Origin of the sequence: Bradyrhizobium sp. CSS354 (genome assembly GCF_029051725.1) — a bacterium.
Lineage (GTDB): Bacteria > Pseudomonadota > Alphaproteobacteria > Rhizobiales > Xanthobacteraceae > Bradyrhizobium.
Genome location: NZ_JAACFU010000015.1, coordinates 20,567 through 41,335, shown reverse-complemented (window position 1 = coordinate 41,335; position 20,769 = coordinate 20,567). Strand labels below are relative to the sequence as shown.

The following is a 20,769-nucleotide window of genomic DNA, read 5'->3' as shown; positions in this document are numbered from 1 at the left end:
GCAGCGCGAATCAAGCCGCCAGCTTCACCGCGTGGGCAAAGTCCCAATAGAGCTTGCGCGCGCGAATGTAGAGCGGGCCCGGCTTCAGCTCGCGGTCGTCGATGCGGATCACCGGCGCGACTTTTGCGAAATTGCCCGTCGAAAAGATCTCGTCGGCGGCGAGGAAGTCGGCATAGCGTAGCGTCTTCTCGACCAAGGTGACGCCATCGGCGCGAAGCAGGCTGATGACGCGCTGGCGGGTGATGCCGTTGAGAAAGGTGCCGTTCGGCACCGGCGTGTAGACCACGCCGTCCTTGGCCATGAACACGTTGGAATTGCCGAACTCTGCGACGTTGCCGAGCATGTCGAGCATCAGCGCATTCTGGAAGCCGCGCGAGGCGGCTTCGGCAAGCGCGCGCGAATTGTTCGGATAGAGACAGGCGGCCTTGGCCTCGACCGGGGCGCATTCGGCGGTGGGCCTGCGGAACGGCGACAGCGTGATCGCGCTGCCGACGGGTTTTGGCATCGGCGCCTCGTAGATGCACAGGCACCAATCGGTGGTCTCGGGATCGAACAGCACGCCGCCGCCCGAGCCGTTCCGTGCCCAGTACATCGGACGGACGTAGAGCTCGGCATTCGGCGCGAAGCGTGCGATGCCCTCGTTTGCGAGCGTCATCCAGGTTCCGGTATCGACCACCGGCTTCAGGCCAAAGTTGATCGCGGATTGATTGGCGCGGGCGACGTGGCGGTCGAGATCGGGCGCGACGCCTTCGAACGCACGCGCGCCGTCGAACACGACCGAGCCGAGCCAGGCCGCATGCGTGCGCGGGCCCATGATCGGCACATTGCCGTCGTGCCAATTGCCCTCGAAGAAAGTCCAGCTTGGCGAATATGCGATGGGTTTTTTGATCTCGGCCATGACCGGCCTCCCCCTTGGCGTGGTGCCGCATTATAGCGCCACTATTGGGCGCAATTTCTAAATGATTCCCTGCGGGAGAATGGTGAGTTACCCTCCCGGAAGGGAAAGGGAGTCCCATGCCGCTCGATCCGCTCGCAAAGCGCTTGTTGACCATGATGGCTGCGGCTGCGCCGCAGGCACGGAGCCGGCCCAGCGTGGAGGCACGCCGGCAATCATTGGCAAAACTGATGCAGTTTGCGCGCGCCGATGCGCCTGACGTGACGTCGTCCGACGGCGTGCTGCCTGGTCCCGGCGGCGCGCTGCCCTATCGCCTCTATTCACCCGCAGGCGCCGATGATCGCGCGCCCGGCTTCGTGTTCTTTCACGGCGGCGGCCTCGTTGCCGGCAGCATTGCCACGCATGACCGCATCGCGGCGGCATTGGCACATGCGACCGGCTGCCGTCTCGTCTCGGTCGATTACCGGCTGGCGCCCGAGCACAAATTCCCCGCCGCCGTGGACGATGCGATCGCAGCCACCGAATGGGTGGCGCGCGAGGCCGCATCGCTCGGCATCGACGCCGGGCGTCTGGTGCTCGGCGGCGATTCCGCGGGTGCAACGCTCGCTGCGATCGTGTGCCAGGAGGCGGCGCAGAGCGCAGGCCTTTCCATCGTCGCGCAATGCCTGATCTGCCCGGTGCTGGATTTCGAGGAGGCCTCACCTTCGCGCGAGGCGTTCGCCGAGGGCCACCTGATCGACCGCGCCACGATCGAAGCCGATCTCGCCGACTATCTGCCCGAGGCCCTGGATGCCGCCGATCCCCGCATCTCGCCCTTGCGCGCGACGCGGCTTGCGGGCCTGCCGACCGCCATCATCCACACCGCCGAGTTCGACCCGATGCGCGACGAGGGCAATGCCTATGCGCGCAAGCTGCTCGCCGCGGGCGTCGCCGTCGAGCACGTCTGCCACGAGGGCATGGTCCACAATTTCCACGCCATGGGCGCAATTCTGCCGCAGGCGCAGCTCGTGCTGTCGCAGATCGGTGAGCAGGTCAGGCGGGCGGTGGGGACGTGAAGCACCTCGTCTTGTCGTCTCTTGCACCGGGAGAGGAAAGAGAATGCCTCACGCTCTCGCCTCGATGACGGAACGCGCTGCCGCGACGTAGTTTGGCCAATGCGTGTCCGCATAACGCTCGGCTTGTCGCGCGCAGGTGACGTCGGGCGCATGCGCAGCCGCAATCATGCGCGCAAAGCGCTCTTCAGCGACTGTCACATCATCGGACGCGGCCGAGGGCGCGGCTCCTGCGGCGGTCGGCGCAACGGCGAGTCCCGCCAGTCCGGCGAGCAGGATGCGGCGTGACGTGTCCATGGCTGTCGTTCTCCATTGTCCGGCCTGCACTCTGGCGGGGGACTGTGTCGGTGCGGTCACGGCAACGTACCTGCGTGCATTCGCACCGTCCACCGATTGCGGGCACCGCTTGACCACGCGGGCGATCACATTCCATCCAGCAGGCAGTTCCGCCATCAGACGCGTCGGATTGTCACGACAGCGGCCGCTCCCCTCATCGTTGAGGTAGACGACGGCCGGATGCGTGAACCAATTATTAGCCCTCTCGCAAAATCGCGCACCAGCTTACCCTTCTGCAAGTAAGCTTCGGGCAAACTGGGCCGCTTTCGCCTGGGAGGTTGGGAATGCCCCGCTTGGTATCGGAACGAACGTTCCTCGCCGGCCAGATCTTCTTCAACTTCGGCCAGTCGACGATCGATTGCGTCGTGCGCCGGATGTCCGAAGATGGCGCGACGCTGGAGATGCAGAGCAGCCTCGGCGTGCCCGATCGGTTCCAGCTCCGGCTCGCGGGCGAGGAGATCCTCTCCTGTCGTGTGCTCTGGCGGTCGGACCGTCAGGTCGGGGTTGCGCTCGGAGATCATGTCGAACCGAAGGCCGTGGATGACCAGGAGCGGCCGACCGCTTCGCTGATTCGCGGACAGATGCTGGCGCTTCGCGCGGCTCTCGATTTCGTTCCGCTGGGCATCGTGCTGCTGGACGCCAATCTCCGCGCGCAGTTGATCAATCGGGCGTTCCGGCAGATGTGGCTCCTGCCGGAGGAAGTCGCCAACAGCAACCCGTCATTTGCGACGCTGATGCATCATGGCCGCGATACGCTCGCCTACGAGATTCCGCCGGCCGAGCTGGAGGCTTATGTCGCCGAGCGCGTCCGTCAAATACAGGCAGGCGATGCGTCGCCGCGCGACCTGCGCCGTACCGGCGGCGACGTCGTTCGGATGCAATGCACGCCTCTGCCCGACGGCGGGCGGATGCTGACCTATACGCCGGTCACCGACATCGTGCGCTATTCCGACGAGCTGAAATTGCTGCGCGACGCCCTCGAGAATGTCGAGGACGGCGTGCTGCTGCTCGACCGCGATCTCAACGCCAGCTTCATGAACCGGCGCATGCGGCGGTTCTGGGAGGTGAGCGAACAGGATGCCGCCGCCCGCCCGACCTATGCATCGTTGGTGAGCCGGGTGCACCGTGCGAGCGCGCCCGATCTTCCGGCTAACGAACTGGCGAAATTTCCCATCAAGCGCGTCGCCGAGGTCAAGGCGGGCGATCATGTGCGCGACCTCCAGACACCGGATGCTCGGCGGATCAGGGCCCACTGCACCACGATGTCGAACGGCGGCCGCATGCTGACCTATGTCGACATTACCGATCTCACCAACAAGGCCAACATGCTGGAGCGTCTGGCCACCACCGACCCGCTCACGGGCCTCTATAATCGCCGCCATTTGCTCGGCTCGCTCGAGGCCGAATGGAGCCGCTTCCAGCGCTACTATCGCTCTGTTTCGGTCCTGATGCTCGACATCGACCATTTCAAGTCGGTCAACGATCGCTATGGTCACGCGGTCGGAGACGAGGCGATCAAGGCCGTGGCAGCCGCATGCCTTGATGGCAAGCGCAAATCGGACGTCGTCGGCCGCTTCGGTGGCGAGGAGTTCGCGATTCTGCTGCCGGAGACCAGCCTGTCGAGTGCAAGGATCGTCGCCGAGAGAATCCGCAAGCGCGTAATGAGCTCGCAGATCGTTGCCAATCAGGTTCAGTTCGGCGTCACCGTGAGCATCGGCATTGCGGAAGCCAGTGTCAGCATGTCCGGCATCGACGCCTTGATGAGCGCGGCCGATCACGCGCTCTACCAGGCGAAGGCCGACGGTCGCAACCGCTGTATTGCCTGGTCGCCCCCGCCGCCCATGAACAAGGCGGCGGAGTGATCGCACCGCAGATCTATTCCGGCACCGGCACGTCGAACGTGTTCAGCGTGACCGACACCATGCAGTAAACGCCGACGAGATAGGACAGTTCGGCCGCGCCGTGCTCGCCGAATTCCTTGACCGCGGCCCGATAAGTCAGTTCCGGCAGCACGCCGCCGCTGACCAATGCGGACGCCACGTCGTAGGCGACGGCCTCCTGCTTTGTGAGATCCACCGGGCGCTGTCCGGCGACGATGGTCGCGAGCTTCTCGTCGGAGAGGCCGCGCTGCTCGGCGACCAGCACATGCGCATAGAGCTCGTAGCCGGAGCGGAAATGCGAGCCGGTGACAAGGATCGCGACCTCACGCACCGGCGCCGGCAGCAGCGGGTTCGCCGCGATCGACTTGACCAGCTCCCACACGGGCTTGCCGAAGCGCGGCTCACGGATCCAGGGATTCCAGGGACCGAGCAGCGCGCCATCGTCGCGCATGTTCACAAAGCCCTTGAAGTGGTCCTTGATGCCCGCTCGCATGTCGTCATAGAGCGGCTTCTGTTCGGCACTCAGGTCTTTCGGATCGAGAATGGGAAGGCGCACAGCAGAGTCTCCTCGTTGAGAAGCAGCGAGGCTCGCCCGCGCGACGGCGCAAGGCAAGTGAAGTTGCCGTGACGGCCGTGCAATTTCGCAACGGCAGGGAGGCGCCAGCTATCAGGCCTCAGGATTTTGCAGGTTCTGCGGATTCGTTACGTCTTCGAACTCGAGCGCCAGTGGCTGTGCCGTGTCGAGGAATGACGACAACGCCGCCTCGAACGGAGCTGGATCGAGACCGCGCGCTCTCAGCCAGGCGGGCTCATAATAGGTCTGCCGGTAGCGCTCGCCGGAATCGCAGATCAGCGTCACCAGCGACCCCGTCTGATTCGTCTTTCGCATCTCCGAGGCGAGCCGGCACAGCGCCAGGAAATTGGTGCCCGTAGAGCCTCCCACCGGGCGGCGCAGCCGGCGCGACAACACGTTCATCGCCGCGATCGTCGCCGCATCCGGGATCTTCATCATGCGGTCGACCACGCCCGGCACGAAGGAGGGTTCGCAGCGTGGCCGGCCGACACCTTCGATTAGCGAGGGGCGCTCGCAAACATGAGAGCGGTCCTGCGAGCTGAAGCAGTCGAAGAAGGCGGAATGCTCGACGTCGGCGACGCACAGCCGCGTCGGATATTGGCGATAACGCAAATAGCGTCCGATGGTGGCCGAGGTGCCGCCGGTGCCCGCGCCCATCACGATCCAGTCCGGCAGCGGGCGCGGCTCGCCCTGCAATTGGGTGAAGATGGATTCGGCGATGTTGTTGTTGCCGCGCCAGTCGGTAGCGCGCTCGGCGAAGGTGAACTGGTCCATGTAGTGGCCGCCCAGCCGTGCGGCCAGCGCGCCGGCTTCTGCATACAGCGCACGGCCGTCGTCGATCAGATGGCAGTTGCCGCCGTAATGCTCGATCGCGGCGATCTTCTCCGCCGAGGTCGTGCGCGGCATCACGGCATAGAAGGGCACGCCGATCATCTGTGCAAAATAGGCTTCCGACACCGCGGTCGATCCCGACGAGGCCTCGACCACAGGCGTGGCTTCGCGGATGTGGCCGTTGCAGAGCGCGTAAAGGAAGAGCGAGCGCGCGAGCCGATGCTTCAGGCTGCCGGTCGGATGCGTCGACTCATCCTTCAGATAGATGTCGATGCCCGATAGCGCCGGCACGATCAGCCGGATCAGATGCGTGTCGGCCGTGCGGCACTGGTCGGCCTCGATCGCGGCGACCGCTTCGTCGACCCATCCGCGCCGATAGGCCGGTCCGGCCGGATTGAGATGCCGGAAGGGAAATGTCTGCATCGGCTGAATCTCTCATGATGCGGATCGCGCATCAATAGCTCCCGCTCAAAACTCCAGCGGCGCGTTGTCGACGACTTCCTTCATCACGAAGAAGGTGCGGGTCTGGCGCACGCCGGGCAGCGCGATCAGTTGCTCGCCGTGGATACGGTTGAAATCCTCCATGTCGCCGACGCGGATCTTGAGGAAATAGTCGAAGTCGCCGGCGACGAGGTGACAGTCGAGCACAAATTTCAGCCTGGTGATCGCCTGCTCGAAGATCGCAAAGCTCTCCGGCGTCGAACGGTCGAGCACGACGCCGACCATCACCAACGTGCCCTTTGCCACCTTCTTCGGCGCGACCATGGCGCGGACGGCGGCGATGAAGCCGTGCTCGAACAGGCGCTGGGTGCGGCGATGGCAGGTGGCCGGACTGATGGCGACGGTTTCGGCCAGCTCCGCGTTGCTGAGCCGGCCGTTATTTTGCAGCAATCGCAACATCTTAAGGTCGATACGATCGAGACGAGCAGACATGGAAGAAGCTTCCGTAAATGACATCTATTGCGAAAGGAATAGCACGTATCGGCCCTCAATATCGCAAGATCAACCGCAACATAGGCGCAATATTTGAAAGCACCTTTTTGCAGCGCGATGCTAGCGTTTTCGCAGACATTAACGCCAATCGGGATGACCTGACGATGCTCGAAAAATTCGCGCGCTATCCGCTGACCTTTGGTCCGACGCCCATCGAGAAGCTGGAGCGGCTGTCCAAGCATCTCGGCGGCAATGTCGAGGTCTATGCCAAGCGCGAGGACTGCAATTCCGGGCTCGCCTATGGCGGCAACAAGCTGCGCAAGCTCGAATACATCATCCCCGACGCGATCGCCTCGAACGCCGACACGCTGGTTTCGATCGGCGGCGTGCAATCCAACCACACCCGCATGATCGCGGCGGTGGCGGCCAAGATCGGAATGAAGTGCCGCCTGGTGCAGGAGGCCTGGGTGCCGCACGAGGACGCCGTCTACGACCGCGTCGGCAACATCATGCTGTCGCGCATCATGGGCGCCGACGTGCGCCTGGTCGACGACGGCTTCGACATCGGCATCCGCAAGAGCTGGGAGGAGGCGATCGAGGAGGTGAAGGCGGCGGGCGGCAAGCCCTATGCGATTCCCGCCGGCGCCTCCGTGCACAAATACGGCGGGCTCGGCTATGTCGGCTTCGCCGAGGAAGTGCGCAAGCAGGAAGCCGAACTCGGCTTCAAGTTCGACTATATCGTGGTCTGCACCGTCACCGGCTCGACCCATGCCGGCATGCTGGTCGGCTTCGCCGCCGATGGCCGCGCGCGAAAGGTGATCGGCATCGACGCCTCCTTCACCCCGGCGCAGACCAAGGCGCAGGTGCTCTCGATCGCGCAGAACACGGCCAAGCTCGTCGAGCTCGGCAAGGATCTCGTCGCCGACGACGTCGTGCTGATCGAGGATTATGCTTATCCCGCCTACGGCGTGCCGTCGGAAGAGACCAAGGAGGCGATCCGCCTGACCGCGCGTCTCGAAGCCATGATCACCGACCCCGTCTACGAGGGCAAGTCGATGCAGGGCCTGATCGACCTTACGCAGAAGGGTTATTTCGAGAAGGGCGCCAAGATCCTCTACGCCCATCTCGGCGGCGCGCCGGCGCTGAACGGCTATGGGTATGCGTTCAGGAACGGCTGAGGTTGCCCGCCTCGCGCCTCATTTACCGCTGTCGTCCCGGCCTAGTGCGCAATTGCGCACGGGGGCCGGGACCCATAACCCCAGGGAGTGGTTTGGCGAGGAGCGTCGTCGCGCGTGCCCCAAGAGAAATCACGCGGTATGGATCCCGGATCTGCGCTCCGCTTCGCTGCGCTTGTCCGGGATGACGATGTGGAGAGAGTTGGCGCGCTAACAACCGCCACCGCGCCCTACCGCGTCCTGACGATCTGCAGCAGCTCGTCGCCGTAATGCTCGAGCTTCTTGTCGCCGATGCCGGGCACGTTGCGCAGCTCGTCCAGCGTGGTCGGCCATGCGCGAACGATGCCGTCGATGGTGGCGTCGTGCAGCACGACGTAGGCCGGAACGCCACGTTCGCGGGCAATATCCGAGCGCCACGCTCGTAGCCGCGTACGCAATTCAGGATCGACATCGCCCTGCGGCGCGCCGGCCGCCGGCGCCAGATCACCGCGGCGGGACTTGGCGCGGCTCGAACGGATCCGGGCGCCGGGCGCTTCCTCGCGCAGCCACACTTCCGTTTCGCCCCGCAGCACGCCGCGCGACGAATCCGTCAGCTTCAGCGCGCCGAAAGCTTCGCTGTCACTCAACAAATGTCCCATCGCCACGAGCTGCCGCAGCACCGTGCGCCACTGCTTCTCGTTGAGCTCGCGTCCGATGCCGAACACCGTCAGCTTGTCGTGGCCGAACTGCGTCACCTTCTCGGTCAGGCGTCCGATCAGCACGTCGATGAGATGCATAGCGCCGAAACGCTGCCCGGTGCGATAGGCACAGGATAGCAGTTTTTGCGCCAGCACCTTGCCGTCGCGCATTTTCGGCGGCGTCAGGCAGTTGTCGCAATTGCCGCAGCCCTCGCCCATCACGATCTCGCCGAAATAGGCGAGCAGCCGCCGGCGCCGGCAGTGCGGCGTTTCGGCAAGGCCAACGAGCGCATCGAGCTTGCCGATCGAGACCCGCTTGAATTCGTCGGAGCCGCTCGACTCGTCGATCATGCGACGCTGCTGCACGATGTCCGAGAGACCGTACGCCATCCAGGCCGCCGACGGCTTGCCGTCACGGCCGGCGCGTCCTGTCTCCTGGTAATAGGCCTCGATGCTCTTGGGCAGATCGAGATGCGCGACGAAGCGCACGTCGGGCTTGTCGATGCCCATGCCGAAGGCAATGGTCGCGACGATGACGATGCCGTCCTCGTTGAGGAAGCGGTCCTGGTTGCGCGAGCGCACGCTGCTGTCGAGCCCGGCGTGATAGGGCAACGCCGCAATGCCGGCGTCGTCGAGCGCGGCGGCGACCTCCTCGACCCGCTTGCGGGACAGGCAATAGACGACGCCCGCATCGCCCGCGTGACGATCCCGGATGAAATCCTTGAGCTGCGACACCGCATTGCGCTTGTCGACGATCTCGTAACGGATGTTGGGACGATCGAAGCTGGAGACGAAGTGCGGACTGTCTGCAAGCTGAAGCCGCTCGACGATCTCCTTGCGGGTCAACTCGTCGGCAGTCGCAGTCAGCGCGATGCGCGGCACGTCGGGAAAGCGCTCGGCGATGATCGACAGGCCGACATACTCGGGGCGGAAATCATGGCCCCATTGCGAGACGCAATGCGCCTCGTCGATCGCGAACAGCGCCACCTTCGCCCGCGCCAGCAGCGCCAGGCAGCGCGGCGTCACCAGCCGTTCCGGCGCGACATAGAGCAGGTCGAGATCACCCGCAATCAGGCGCCGCTCGATATCGGAGGCTTCCTGCGGGGTCAGCGACGAGTTCAGCGCAGCGGCGTTGACCCCGGCTTCGAGCATGGCGGCGACCTGGTCACGCATCAGCGCAATCAAGGGGGACACCACGATGCCGCAGCCTTCACGCAGCAGTGCCGGCAATTGATAGCAAAGCGACTTGCCGCCGCCGGTCGGCATCAACACGAGGCAATTGCCACCGTCGGTGACGTGCCGGATGATCTCGCCCTGCGCGCCGCGGAACCCGGGCAGGCCGAACACCGAACGCAGCACCGACAGCGCATCGCGGCCGTTTTGGGGCGCAGGAAGCGGAGCAGTGGAAGGAGGGGACATGGAGTGGCGGACCTGGGATTCGTCACAAGGCCAGTCGCATGACCGCGCAGGCGTGGCAAGACTGTTTGCGGAGCGAGACGCGAGTCTTCCCCTCTCCCCTTGTGGGAGAGGGTGGCTCGTCGCGTAGCGGCGAGACGGGTGAGGGGTACCTCTCCGCGCGTGAGCCTGCTGCAGTTGAATTCGCGGAAACAACCCCTCATCCGGCGCTTCGCGCCACCTTCTCCCACAAGGGGAGAAGGGAAGAAGTCGCTACGCCCCGATCCTTCGCAGCGCTTCCGCGACCGTCACGATTGGCATGTCGCGCTTCCCGGCGGCCTGCAGCGCATGGCGCATCAGGTGCGGCGTGCAGCCATACGGGCTCGCCGCGTTGGCGACGTCATGACCGTAGAAGATCAGCCATCCGCCGCTCTCGACCGCCTCGTCGAAATGGCGATCGACACCGGCAATATCGATCTCGCAATCGACCAAGGGCGAGGCCCTCAGGAACTGGAGATCGATGACGTCGCGATTGACGCCGGGAAGGATGCCGCGCGCCGAGCGGAAGGTCTTGGCGAGCTGCGGCTTGCGCCACACCGACGCGATGCCATAGGGGTAAGCGAAATTTTCCAGCGTGATCGAGGAATCGATGGCGCGAAAATGGCTGCGGTTTCGCTCGATCTCGCGGGCCATCGCGGCCTCGTCGAGATTGACCGCACTCTGATGCGAGAAGGTGTGGCAGGCGATCTCGTGCCCGGCCCGGTGAAGCCGCACCACGGCGTCGTTTGACAGGCCGTGCCAGTGGTCCGAGGGACGATCGACCAGGCTGCCGGCGAGATAGAACGTGCCGCGGCCGCCATGCTGCTCCAGAAGCCCGGCCCCCTCGCCTGCGGCGCTATCGGGGGCATCGTCGAAGGTGAAGCTCACCATGGGCGCATGCGCGGGCAGCCGGTGCGGCGCGGCGCGGAAATGCCGGGCCAGCCGATTGCTCACGCGTCCCTGGAGTGCCGACCACACGACTCGCATTTCCTGTCTGCCCCGCCCCTCACTGAAGCATTCGTGCGCTGCTTGAGGCAAGCTTCACACTTCGTTAGTCCTAACGTCGACCCCGCCGTCCTGACCTATCGTGCAAGCACCGACGCGTCGGTCTCCGCGCCGAGATATTGCAGCCAGTTCCGGAACAATGCCGCCGCGGCGCTGCCCGCGGCGATATCGGCACGCAAATTCAGCGCCGGCAGTTCGTTGCTGAGCGCGGGGTGGCGCTGGTGCCTTGCCTGCTTCTCGAAGCGCACCAGCTTCTCTTCGCTCGCAGCGTCAAAATAGCTCACGGGCAAATGCGGATAATTGTCGCGCTCACGCGCGAGGTAACGGCCGACGTCGCGCAGATATTCGCGCTGAAGCGACAGCGCGTCATATTCCGGATGGCCCTGGAAGAACAGGAAGCGGCTGGCATATTGCCGGACGAAGATATCGACGCCGGCCTTTGCAGAACGCGTCAGCACCTGGTAACCGGCCTGCGCGAGGTCGCTCTCGGCGATCTCGTTGAGACGCGAATGCGAGACCTTGAGGGGCGCAGGCGCGGCCCGCGTCAGCGGATCGCTGGTGACGGCTTCGCAGTCGAAAATGCCGTGACATTTGGCCGGCAGCGGCCGCCGTTCGATGCGGTCGAGATGCAGCACCGCGGCATGGGCAGCGAGGCACGACCAGATCGTCGAGCGCGTGTTGACCTTGGCCCAGTCGATCAGCTCGGTGAGGTCGCGCCAGTATGGTTCCTGGTCGAGCTCGGGCGCGATCGGCTCGGCGCCGGTCACGATCAGACCGTCGAACTTGTGGCGCCTGAGTTCGGTGAGTTCCGAATATTCGCTCTCGACATGCCATCTCGCTTGCGGCGAGCGCTTGACCGAGGGCAGCGAGAAGCATTGAAAGCGGACGCGGCGCGGACCTGCTGCAGCTTGCAGCAGCTTCATGAACTGCCGCTCGGTCGCCTTCAGCGCGGGATCCGGCATGTTGTTGATCAGGCCAATGGTGAGCTCGGTGCCGCCGGGCTCGCGCGCCAGATCACCCGCTCGCGGCACCAGCGTCGGGCTCGATATGGCTTGATCCCTGTCGATCAGGATCGTCATCGGCGCGGCCGCCTACTCCGCGGCCTGGAGGCGCGCGGACGGGCAGGCCTTTTCCAGCGCCTGGTCGAGGTCCTCGATGATGTCCTGGCAATGCTCGATACCGATCGACAAGCGGATCGTTTCCGGCAAAACACCGGCGACCCGCTGCTGCTCCGCCGACATCTGCCGGTGCGTCGTCGAGGCCGGATGGCAGGCCAGCGACTTGGCATCGCCGATATTGACGAGACGCGTGATCAGCTTCAGCGCATCATAGAAGGACTTGCCGGCTTCCATGCCGCCCTTGATGCCGAAGGTGAACAGCGACGACGCGTTGCCGTCGAGATATTTCTGCACCAGCGGATAATAGGGGCTATGCGGGAAACCGGTGTAGTTGACCCAGGCGACGCGCGGATCCTTGCGCAGGAATTCGGCGACCTTGCGGGCATTCTCGCAGTGGCGCTCCATGCGCAGCGCGACGGTCTCGATGCCCTGGAGCAGCAGGAAGGCGTTGAACGGCGACAGCACCGAACCCATGGTGCGCTGATAGATGCTGCGCGCGCGTTCGATATAGGCCGTCTTGCCGAAGCGCTCGGCATAGACCAGGCCATGGTAGGAGGCGTCCGGCTTGTTGTAGCCCGGGAAGCGATCGGCGTGCTTGGCCCAGGGGAAATTTCCGGAATCGACGATGGCGCCGCCGAGCGTGGTGCCGTGGCCGCCCAAAAACTTGGTCAGCGAATGCACGGCGATGTCGGCGCCGTAATCGAACGGCTTGAGCAGGATGGGGGTTGCAACGGTATTGTCGACGATCAGCGGCACGCCATGCGCATGCGCGATCTTCGCCAGTGCTTCGATGTCGCAGACATTGCCGGCGGGATTGCCGATGGTTTCGGCGAACACGGCGCGGGTGTTCTCGTCGATCAGCTTTTCGATCGCCTCGGGCTTGTCGCTCTCGGCGAAGCGGCCGGTGATGCCCTGCCGCGGCAGGATGTGCGAGAGCAGCGTGTGCGTGGTGCCGTAGAGCTGCGGCACGGAAACGATGTTGCCGCCGTGATCGGCGACATTGACGAAGGCGAAATGCAGCGCGGCCTGCCCGGTCGCGACCGCAAGCGCGCCGACGCCGCCCTCGAGCTCGGCGATACGTTTCTCCAGCACCGCGCTGGTCGGATTGGCGATGCGGCTATAGCGATAGCCTTCGGTCTCGAGATTGAAGAGCGCCGCGCCGTGATCGGCGCTATCGAAGGCGTAGGCCGCGGTCTGGTAGATCGGCACGGCAACCGCGTGCGTGGTGGCTTCGGGCTCGTAGCCGGCGTGAATAGCGATCGTCTCGTTGCGCATCGTGCCACCTCCGCGTGGAGCGGGCCGCACTTATTGGCCTGTATGAGGCATGTGCGTTGTCCGCCGTCCCTCTGTTAGAGGCGGGTGGTAAAGCGGACAATAATTCGTCTAGAGATCGAGGAAGTAACCCTAACACTTGTTGGGGAATTGGCTAAAATTCAAGTCAAATTGTTAATGAAGGCAGCGACCACGCTGCACTCCCTTCTCCCCTTGTGGGAGAAGGTGGCGCGAAGCGCCGGATGAGGGGTCTCTATCCATACGGCCAAGCTTGCGTTAGCGGAGAGAGACCCCTCACCCGTCTCGCCGCTGCGCGGCGAGCCACCCTCTCCCACAAGGGGAGAGGGAAACAACTTCGCTGCCCTGTCAGTCCATCTGTTCCCACAGCCGATGGGCGAGCACGCCGGCGCGTTTCTCGATCGCGGTCGCCGCATCGAGCGCGAGGTCCTCGCGATAGCGCCCGGCAATGAGCTGCACGCCGATCGGCTTGCCGTCGTGCAGCGCCACCGGCACCACGGCGCCGGGCAAGCCCAGCACGTTGATCGCGGAGATGAAGCGGATTTCGCCCCAGAAAATCTCGCGCACGCGCTCGGGGCTGACAGTATCCTCGCGCGGGCCCGGAATCGGCTTCACCGTGGTCGGTGCCAGCACCACCGGATACTCCTCGAAGAACAGCTGCCAGGCGCGGATATGGCCGTTGCGCGCGGCGGTCGCCTGCATCCAGGCTTTGAGGTCGAGCACGTTGGCCTTGGCTTTCATGCCGCCCCACGCCTTGTGAAAGTCTTCGGACGTCACCTTCAACATGCCCGCTTCCTGCATCACCATCGTCTCGTTGGTGATGATGTCGCACCAGGTCTGCCAGACGCCGTCGATGTCGGGCACCTCGACCTCGCTGACCCGATAGCCGGAACGCTCCAGATGATCGGCGGCCTGGCGCAACGCCGCCGCGACGTGCGGATCGACGTCCATGTCTTCAGGAATCCTGGCGAGCGCGACCTTGATCGGCCCCTTCGGCTTCGGTCCGACCAGCGGCGCCGGCACCCACCAGGGATCGCGTGGATCGCGCTGGCTCATCACCTCCAGCCCGAGCCTGACGTCGGCGACGTGGCGGGCGAGCGGCCCCTGCGCCGACATCAGATGCGCCAGCATCGGCCGTTCGGCGGTTGCGCTTGCGTTGAACGCCGGGATACGCCCCTGCGTCGGCTTGATGGTCGCAACCCCGTTGCAATGCGCCGGCCAGCGCAGCGAGCCGCCGATGTCGTTGCCGTGCGCGATGGTGCCGATGCCGGCGGCGACCGCCGAACCCGCACCGCCCGAGGAGCCACCGCAGGTGATATCCGGATCCCAGGGATTGAGCGTCAGCCCGTGCAATGGATTGTCGGTGAACCCGCGGAAGGAGAATTCCGGCGTGTTGGTGAGGCCGATGACAATCGCGCCAGCTCTCTTCAGGTTGCGCACCACCGGCGAATCCGACGGCGCGATGAGGTCCTTGTTCGCCGGCACGCCGTTGAAATTCGGACGGCCTTCGTAATCGACATTCTCCTTGATCGTGATCGGTACGCCATGCAGAAGGCCGAGCTCGCCGCCCTTCGCGCGCCGCTTGTCGGCCGCATGCGCCGCAGCCAGCGCCTCCTCCGAGAGATCGACGACGACGGCGTTCAGCCTCGGGTTGACGGCACGCATCCGATCGAGATGCGCCTCGACGGTCTCGACCGCGGAGATGGCGCCGGAGCGGATTGCGGCTGCGGTCTCGACCGCCGACCATTGCCAGGCCGGGCCCTTGGGACGGCGCGGTGCGGACGATTTGCGCGGGGCTGCCTGCTTGACCGGCTTCGTTGCAGCCTTCGCAGCCTTGCCCTTGCGAACGGCGGTTTTCTTGCTGGAGGTCTTCGCTGCTTTCTTCGCAGCAGTTTTCTTCCTGATCGCCGTCTTCTTCGCCACGTCGCATCTCCTCACATTGCGCCGCGGAAGTTATGGAGGTCACGCGACCGTGTACAGGCGCGTTTCTGCATGGCGAGCCGTCGCGACGCATTGTGGCGGCCGAAGCACGCGGCAGCGCTCATGCACCTTTGGTTCTTTTCCAACGACGCATGTACTGGTTGAATGATGGAATAAACTGCCGCCAGATTGCCGCATCGCGCCCGGGTTTTGACGCCGCCATTTGGACAGCGACAATTGGAGCATTTGCCTGCAGCTGCATAGCATCGCCATGTCAGCAGCGATCGCCGATGGAAGGGTGTTGCGGACGGGCGAGAGGGACGCAAGGTATAGATTGGCCGGACGGGGCTGATGGCGGAGAGAGTGGGATTCGAACCCACGGTACGGTTTCCCGCACACACGCTTTCCAAGCGTGCGCCTTAAGCCACTCGGCCATCTCTCCGGAGCGCACTCTCTTGAAGGGGCGCCGATGATTTTGCAAGGGATCGCGGGGAAATCGGGTGATTTTTCCGTAAGGTGTTGTATTTTATAGATAATATCAGGCGCGGCGCCACCGCTCGGAACCGCCCGCCAACTGAACCGGTGGCGGGTTTGGCGCGACGATTCACTCAAGACCGTCAAACACGTCCGGGGGCACCATGACCATCCGCAACACCATCGCTGCGCTGAGCCTGATTTCGGCCCTTGCCGCCGCCTTCGCCGGACCGGCCGCCGCACAGGTCTGCACCCGGCAAGGGCTCGACGTCAGCTGCGACGACGGACGGCGCGGGATGCTTTCGGGAGACTCAATCCTCTGGCCGGACGGCACGCGTTCGAGCTCGACGCCGCATCAAAGCGTCATCATCGGCAACAAGAGGTCGGTGCATGTCGGGCCAGGCGTGTTCGTCGGCCAAGGCAAGGGCATGGTGCCGCTCGACGATCCGAACGCGCCGAACAAGCGGCAGTGCGCGATTCTGGAGGGCGTGTCGTATTGCTATTGAGGTTCTCGTGTTCGCCCCTGCCCTCCCCGAAAAAACGGGGAGAAGAAGACTAGATCAACCGCACACCTGATATCGCCGACTTGAGCCAGCGCAGCGCTTGCGGCGGCTGGTTGGCGAGCGGCGCGACCGCGGCCTTCTCGGTCCGGCACTTCTCCAGCTCAGCGACGAAATCCGCAGACCATTGCTGGATGGTGTGGCCGCGCAGCTTCTTCATCATCGCATCCCAGCGCATCTTGCGCTCGGTGAGCGGCATCGCGGCAGCGACCGCGATCGCGCGCGCCATGCCGTCGATGTCGTGCGGATTGACCAGCAGCGCGGCGTCGAGTTCGTTGGCCGCGCCGGCGAATTTCGACAAAACCAGCACGCCGGGATCGGCCGGGTTTTGCGCGGCGACGTATTCCTTGGCGACAAGGTTCATGCCGTCGTGCAGCGGGGTCACGACGCCGATCTGCGCGGTGCGGTAGAGACCCGCCAGCACGGCCTGGCTAAAACCCTTGTTGAGATAGCGGATCGGTGTCCAGTCGGCCTCGCCGTGGCGGCCATTGACGTCGGACACGAGCCGCGCAACCTCGTTCTGCAAATTGCCATAGGCTTCGATGGCACCGCGCGAGGGATTTGCGATCTGCAACAGCGAAATGCTGCGCGCAAATTGCGGATGATCGGTCCAGAGTCGATCGAACGCGCTGATGCGGTTGACGAGGCCCTTGGAATAATCGAGCCGGTCGACGCCGATCGCGAGCCGCTCACCGTTGAGGCTGCGGCGCAGCCGCGACACGTCCGGATGCGACGCCGATTTCGCCGCGTATTGCGCGAACTTCTCGGCGTCGATGCCGATCGGAAACACCTCGCAGCGCGTTCGGCCATGCTGCGAGATCGCAACGCCGTCTTCGACGGCGAGGCCGAGTTCGCTCGCGACATAGCCGAGAAAATTCTGGCAATCGTCATGGGTCTGGAAGCCGATCAGATCGTAGGCCAGCATCGCCGTGATCAGCTCGCGATGATTGGGCACGCCCTGCATCACCGCGGCGACCGGCCATGGCGTATGGAGGAAGAAGCCGATCGGATCGTCGACGCCGAGGTCGCGCAGCTCCGCGCCGAGCGCGAGGAAATGATAATCCTGCACCCAGAACGCGGTTTGTGCTTTCCGGAAACGCATCAAGGCGCGCGCCATGAAGGCGTTGACCTCGCGATAGCTGACGTAGTCGTCGCGCGAGACGCGGATCAGATCGCTGCGCGAATGCAGCGCCGGCCACAGAGCCGAATTGGCAAAGCCTTCGTAATAGCCGCCATAGTGCGCCGCCGGCAGATCCAACGTCGCGATCGCGCCCGAACCCAGTGCTTCGATCTCGGCGAACGGCTCCTTTTGATGACCGTCACGCACACGGCCCGAGGAACCTACCCAGATCGCGCCCGAATGTTCTACGACAGGTAACAAGGCCGCCGCGAGACCGCCCGTCATGGGCTCGTTGGGTTTGCCGCGCGCGACGCGATTCGAAACGACGACTAAGTTCACAGGTCGTCCCCTCCTGTTTCATTCCACCCCATTTAACTGCCGTTCATCAATATGGTTCCTGATCATCCTTTGCACCAATTGAAACCAAAATCGGGCGAGCGCGTTGGAACCGGTTTACCTCCAGGGAACCTGACGTTTTCGCTGCACAAACTCGGTTTCGGAACCGTCGGCGCGCAGCACGAAGCGAGCGCGCCAGGGGATTGCGCGCGCGATAATGTGGCTTCGCGATGTCGGCGCCTTATTCCAACCGTGAGTCGTCGAGCAGCCGCGCAAGGAACGCGCGCACATCGTTCGGCGCGTCGAAGTGCCCGTTGACACCCCTGGCGCGGCGACCGACCGAGAAGGCGAGCCCGTCCATGTCGGGCATGATCGCGAACACGGTTTCGTCGGTGACGTCGTCGCCGATGAAGATCGGACGGCGTCCCTTAAAAGGCTCGTGCTTCATCAACTCGCGCACCCCGGTCGCCTTGGTGAAACCGGAATGCTTGATCTCGCAAACGAACTTGCCGGGCAGCACCTCGATCGGCGCATTGGGCAGGTCGGCGCGGATCAGCGAAACGGCTTCATAGATCGCCTTCTCCGCATGCGGCGCAAGGCGGTAGTGCAGCGCCAGCGAATAGCCCTTGTCTTCGAGCAGAATGCCGGGACTGAGCTTGGCAACCGCCGCGAGCCGCCGCTTCAGCTCCTTGTCCAGCGGCGGCGCACCGATGGCATCGGCTTCATTGTCAATGGAAAGCCGCATTTCCGCGCCGTGGCCGGCGACGGCGCGAAAGACATCGGGCGCGAAGATCAGATCGATGTCATTGAGCGAACGGCCGCTGACCATCGCCAGCGCGCCCGAGGTGCGCTCCGTCAACCGGTTCAGTGTTTCCGACAGGCCTGGCGGCACCCACACCTCACGCGGCGTCGGCATCAGGTCGAGCAGCGTCCCGTCGATGTCGAGCAGGATCGCTGTTTCATTGAGATGCGGCACGAGCGCGTGAGGCACCGGCACCGCATCGGGCGCTTCATCGTCGATCATGGTGCGCTTTTGATCCAATTCAGCCAGTTCCGATTTCATAGTCTACTCCATGGAAGCAAGCGGCCGTGCGATTTCTTCGAGCGATCTGCGTTCCGCCGAGACGGCATAGCGCCACGCCACGATCGCGGCCGCGATCATCAGGAATGCCCCCAGCAGATAGCCTGCGAACACGCTCGTGCGTGATCCCGTGTCGATCAGCGCACCGAACAACGCGGGGCCGATCACGCCGCCGATGCCGGTGCCGACCGCATAGAACACGGCGATCGCGAGCGCGCGGACTTCCAAGGGAAAGGTCTCGCTGACGGTGAGATAGGCGGCGCTCGCAGCGGGCGAGGCGAAGAAGAAGATCACCATCCAGGCGATGGTCTGCCCCTGCGCGCTCAAGGCGCCGATCGAGAACAGATAGCCCGACAGCGCCAGCAACAGGCCCGACGTCCCATAGGTGAACATGATCATGGTACGGCGGCCGAGCGTATCGAACAGGCGACCGAGCAGCAGCGGACCGAGGAAGTTGCCGGCCGCGAAGGGGAGCAGATACCAGCCGACGTGATCGGCGCTGATCCCGTAAAAGTCGGTCAACACCAGCGCAAAGGTGAAGAAGATGGCGTTGTAGAAGAAAGCCTGTGCGATCATCAGCACCAGGCCGACCATCGCCCGCTGTCGATAGACCGAGAACAGCGTGTGCACGACCTCGCGGATCGGCGTGTGACTCCGCATTTTCAGGCGAATCTTGGCGAAGCGCGCCTCGCTCGTATCCTGGTCGTGTCCGATCACCGAGCGTTCGATCTCGTCGACGATGGCGTGGGCCTGGTCGGGACGCCCGTGGATCATCAGCCAGCGCGGACTCTCCGGAATCCACATCCGCATCAAGAGCACGACGAGGCCGATGGCCGCGCCGATGAGATAAGCGAGACGCCAGCCGAGATCGGGGCCGATCACCGCGGGATCGAGCAGCACGATAGCCGCCACCGCGCCCATCGCGGCACCGATCCAGAAGCTGCCGTTGATGACGAGATCGGTCCAGCCGCGATAGCGCGCGGGCACCAGTTCCTGGATGGTCGAATTGATCGCGGTATATTCGCCGCCAATGCCGGCACCTGTGAGAAAGCGAAACAGCGCGTAGCTCGCGACATCCCATGACAGAGCGGTCGCGGCCGTCGCCGAGAGATAGAGCGCCAGCGTGATGAAGAACAGCTTCTTGCGGCCGATGCGGTCGGTCAGCCAGCCGAAACCGAGCGCGCCGAGCACCGCGCCCGCAAGATAGGCGGAATTGGCAATGCCGAGATCGAGATTGGAGAAATGCAGGGTGGGACTCTGCTTCAGCGCGCCGGAGAGCGCGCCGGCCAGCGTCACCTCGAGGCCATCCAGAATCCAGGTGATGCCGAGCGCGAGCACGACGCGGGTGTGAAAGCCGCTCCACGGCAGCGCGTCAAGTCGTGCGGGAATGCTGGTTTCGATGATGCGATCGGCCGCGGCCGCCTTCGCGACCGCCTTGGAGACCACAGGTCCATCGTTCGGCGCTGGGCTTCGCTGCAATTCCATCGCGTTGTTGCATCTGACCAATGGACATGGCCCCGGTTCACATGACGTGGAGGGGGGCGATCCGATCAAGGGGGTGCGGCATTCCGCCTGCCACCTGCGACAACGTCTGCGGTTAGGGCAGGTTCCCCGTGGAACGACTGTTCGCGCCGCCGGTTTTCGCCGGAGCCGCAAGGAGTTGACGCATGGCTCATGCCAGAAAGACGACACATTCTCGCAGAACAGCGGCGCGCAAGAGCACCAAACGCACCGCACCGAAGCGCTGGTCACAGCGCGTGACGAAGGCCAGCGACGCGCTCGACCTCAAACAAGGCGTGTTCAAGCTGACCAGCGCAAAGAAGATCGCGGCTTCGCTGAAGCGCTCGGCCGAGCACAGCGCGCGCCGCAAGACCGGCGCTTACCGCTCAGCGCTGTCGATGCTGACGTTCTACATCAACCGCGCCGGCAAGACGCTGCCGCAGACGCAGCGCACGCTGCTGGAGCGGGCAAAGGTGGAGCTGAAGCGGGCGTTCGGGAGGGAGTGAGCGCTAGGTCGTCCTGGACAAGCGAAGCGCTGATCCAGGACCCATGACCCCAGGAAGCAGTTGGGCGATGAC

At 64.3% G+C, this 20,769-nt stretch carries 18 protein-coding genes and 1 tRNA gene; 5 read left to right on the top strand and 14 right to left on the bottom strand.

The genetic code is table 11. From position 1 onward, the window contains the following. Window positions 1-10 precede the first annotated feature (10 nt). Window positions 11-898: a branched-chain amino acid aminotransferase gene (locus GWG67_RS28705; RefSeq protein WP_275172695.1), complete on the bottom strand. Its 888-nt coding sequence runs from the start codon at window positions 896-898 to the stop codon at window positions 11-13. A gap of 116 nt (window positions 899-1,014) precedes the next feature. Between GWG67_RS28705 and GWG67_RS28700 the strand changes: the two genes are divergently transcribed. Further along, the gene (locus GWG67_RS28700) at window positions 1,015-1,950 is read left to right on the top strand and encodes an alpha/beta hydrolase (protein ID WP_275172694.1); all 936 of its coding nucleotides are present in this window, start codon (window positions 1,015-1,017) and stop codon (window positions 1,948-1,950) included. Window positions 1,951-1,998: 48 nt separating this feature from the next. Here GWG67_RS28700 and GWG67_RS28695 read toward each other — a convergent pair whose 3' ends face one another. Continuing rightward, window positions 1,999-2,244, bottom strand: coding sequence for a hypothetical protein (locus GWG67_RS28695; RefSeq protein WP_275172693.1), 246 nt, complete (start codon window positions 2,242-2,244; stop codon window positions 1,999-2,001). A 323-nt stretch (window positions 2,245-2,567) separates the two neighbouring features. Here GWG67_RS28695 and GWG67_RS28690 point away from each other — a divergent pair, with 323 nt between their 5' ends. Beyond that, a complete protein-coding gene (locus GWG67_RS28690) occupies window positions 2,568-4,145 on the top strand; it encodes a sensor domain-containing diguanylate cyclase (protein WP_275172692.1) in 1,578 nt (525 codons plus the stop codon). Window positions 4,146-4,158: 13 nt separating this feature from the next. Here the strand turns inward: GWG67_RS28690 and GWG67_RS28685 are convergent, their stop codons facing one another. The 3 genes from GWG67_RS28685 to GWG67_RS28675 all read right to left on the bottom strand — a co-directional run bounded on the left by GWG67_RS28685 (window position 4,159) and on the right by GWG67_RS28675 (window position 6,501). Further along, the gene (locus GWG67_RS28685) at window positions 4,159-4,719 is read right to left on the bottom strand and encodes a carboxymuconolactone decarboxylase family protein (protein WP_275172691.1); all 561 of its coding nucleotides are present in this window, start codon (window positions 4,717-4,719) and stop codon (window positions 4,159-4,161) included. 111 nt (window positions 4,720-4,830) lie between these two features. Further along, window positions 4,831-5,991 carry a PLP-dependent cysteine synthase family protein gene (locus GWG67_RS28680; protein WP_275172690.1) on the bottom strand — a complete coding sequence of 387 codons (1,161 nt, stop codon included), beginning with the start codon at window positions 5,989-5,991 and terminating at the stop codon, window positions 4,831-4,833. Window positions 5,992-6,036: 45 nt separating this feature from the next. Then, window positions 6,037-6,501 (bottom strand): Lrp/AsnC family transcriptional regulator, encoded by a 465-nt coding sequence (locus tag GWG67_RS28675; RefSeq protein WP_007599137.1) that lies wholly within the window; start codon window positions 6,499-6,501, stop codon window positions 6,037-6,039. A gap of 164 nt (window positions 6,502-6,665) precedes the next feature. On the opposite strand from GWG67_RS28675, the gene GWG67_RS28670 reads away from it, so the two are divergent. After that, a complete protein-coding gene (locus GWG67_RS28670) occupies window positions 6,666-7,679 on the top strand; it encodes a 1-aminocyclopropane-1-carboxylate deaminase (protein ID WP_275172689.1) in 1,014 nt (337 codons plus the stop codon). A gap of 227 nt (window positions 7,680-7,906) precedes the next feature. Here GWG67_RS28670 and recQ read toward each other — a convergent pair whose 3' ends face one another. The 6 genes from recQ to GWG67_RS28640 all read right to left on the bottom strand — a co-directional run bounded on the left by recQ (window position 7,907) and on the right by GWG67_RS28640 (window position 15,562). Beyond that, complete coding sequence (gene recQ / locus GWG67_RS28665; RefSeq protein WP_275172688.1) at window positions 7,907-9,772, bottom strand: DNA helicase RecQ; 1,866 nt, start codon at window positions 9,770-9,772, stop codon at window positions 7,907-7,909. 249 nt (window positions 9,773-10,021) lie between these two features. Continuing rightward, complete coding sequence (locus GWG67_RS28660) at window positions 10,022-10,765, bottom strand: polysaccharide deacetylase family protein (RefSeq protein WP_342761061.1); 744 nt, start codon at window positions 10,763-10,765, stop codon at window positions 10,022-10,024. Window positions 10,766-10,869: 104 nt separating this feature from the next. Next, entirely contained in the window at window positions 10,870-11,871 is a 1,002-nt protein-coding gene (locus GWG67_RS28655; protein WP_275172686.1) for a homoserine O-succinyltransferase, read from the bottom strand. Window positions 11,872-11,883: 12 nt separating this feature from the next. Further along, on the bottom strand, window positions 11,884-13,185 hold the full coding sequence (locus tag GWG67_RS28650) for an O-acetylhomoserine aminocarboxypropyltransferase/cysteine synthase family protein (protein ID WP_275172685.1): 1,302 nt from the start codon (window positions 13,183-13,185) through the stop codon (window positions 11,884-11,886). A 363-nt stretch (window positions 13,186-13,548) separates the two neighbouring features. Further along, window positions 13,549-15,123 (bottom strand): amidase family protein, encoded by a 1,575-nt coding sequence (locus GWG67_RS28645; protein ID WP_275172684.1) that lies wholly within the window; start codon window positions 15,121-15,123, stop codon window positions 13,549-13,551. Between the two features lie 349 nt (window positions 15,124-15,472). Then, window positions 15,473-15,562: transfer RNA gene (locus tag GWG67_RS28640), tRNA-Ser, on the bottom strand. Window positions 15,563-15,758: 196 nt separating this feature from the next. Here GWG67_RS28640 and GWG67_RS28635 point away from each other — a divergent pair. Beyond that, window positions 15,759-16,100: a hypothetical protein gene (locus tag GWG67_RS28635; RefSeq protein WP_275172683.1), complete on the top strand. Its 342-nt coding sequence runs from the start codon at window positions 15,759-15,761 to the stop codon at window positions 16,098-16,100. Window positions 16,101-16,149: 49 nt separating this feature from the next. On the opposite strand, the gene GWG67_RS28630 is transcribed toward GWG67_RS28635, so the two are convergent. The 3 genes from GWG67_RS28630 to GWG67_RS28620 all read right to left on the bottom strand — a co-directional run bounded on the left by GWG67_RS28630 (window position 16,150) and on the right by GWG67_RS28620 (window position 20,176). Next, on the bottom strand, window positions 16,150-17,613 hold the full coding sequence (locus tag GWG67_RS28630) for a trehalose-6-phosphate synthase (RefSeq protein WP_275172682.1): 1,464 nt from the start codon (window positions 17,611-17,613) through the stop codon (window positions 16,150-16,152). 238 nt (window positions 17,614-17,851) lie between these two features. Next, window positions 17,852-18,673, bottom strand: coding sequence for a trehalose-phosphatase (gene otsB, locus GWG67_RS28625; RefSeq protein ID WP_275172681.1), 822 nt, complete (start codon window positions 18,671-18,673; stop codon window positions 17,852-17,854). A 3-nt stretch (window positions 18,674-18,676) separates the two neighbouring features. Continuing rightward, entirely contained in the window at window positions 18,677-20,176 is a 1,500-nt protein-coding gene (locus GWG67_RS28620; protein WP_275172680.1) for an MFS transporter, read from the bottom strand. A gap of 182 nt (window positions 20,177-20,358) precedes the next feature. Between GWG67_RS28620 and GWG67_RS28615 the strand changes: the two genes are divergently transcribed. Continuing rightward, the gene (locus GWG67_RS28615) at window positions 20,359-20,697 is read left to right on the top strand and encodes a DUF3175 domain-containing protein (protein WP_275172679.1); all 339 of its coding nucleotides are present in this window, start codon (window positions 20,359-20,361) and stop codon (window positions 20,695-20,697) included. The last annotated feature ends 72 nt before the right edge of the window (window positions 20,698-20,769 follow it).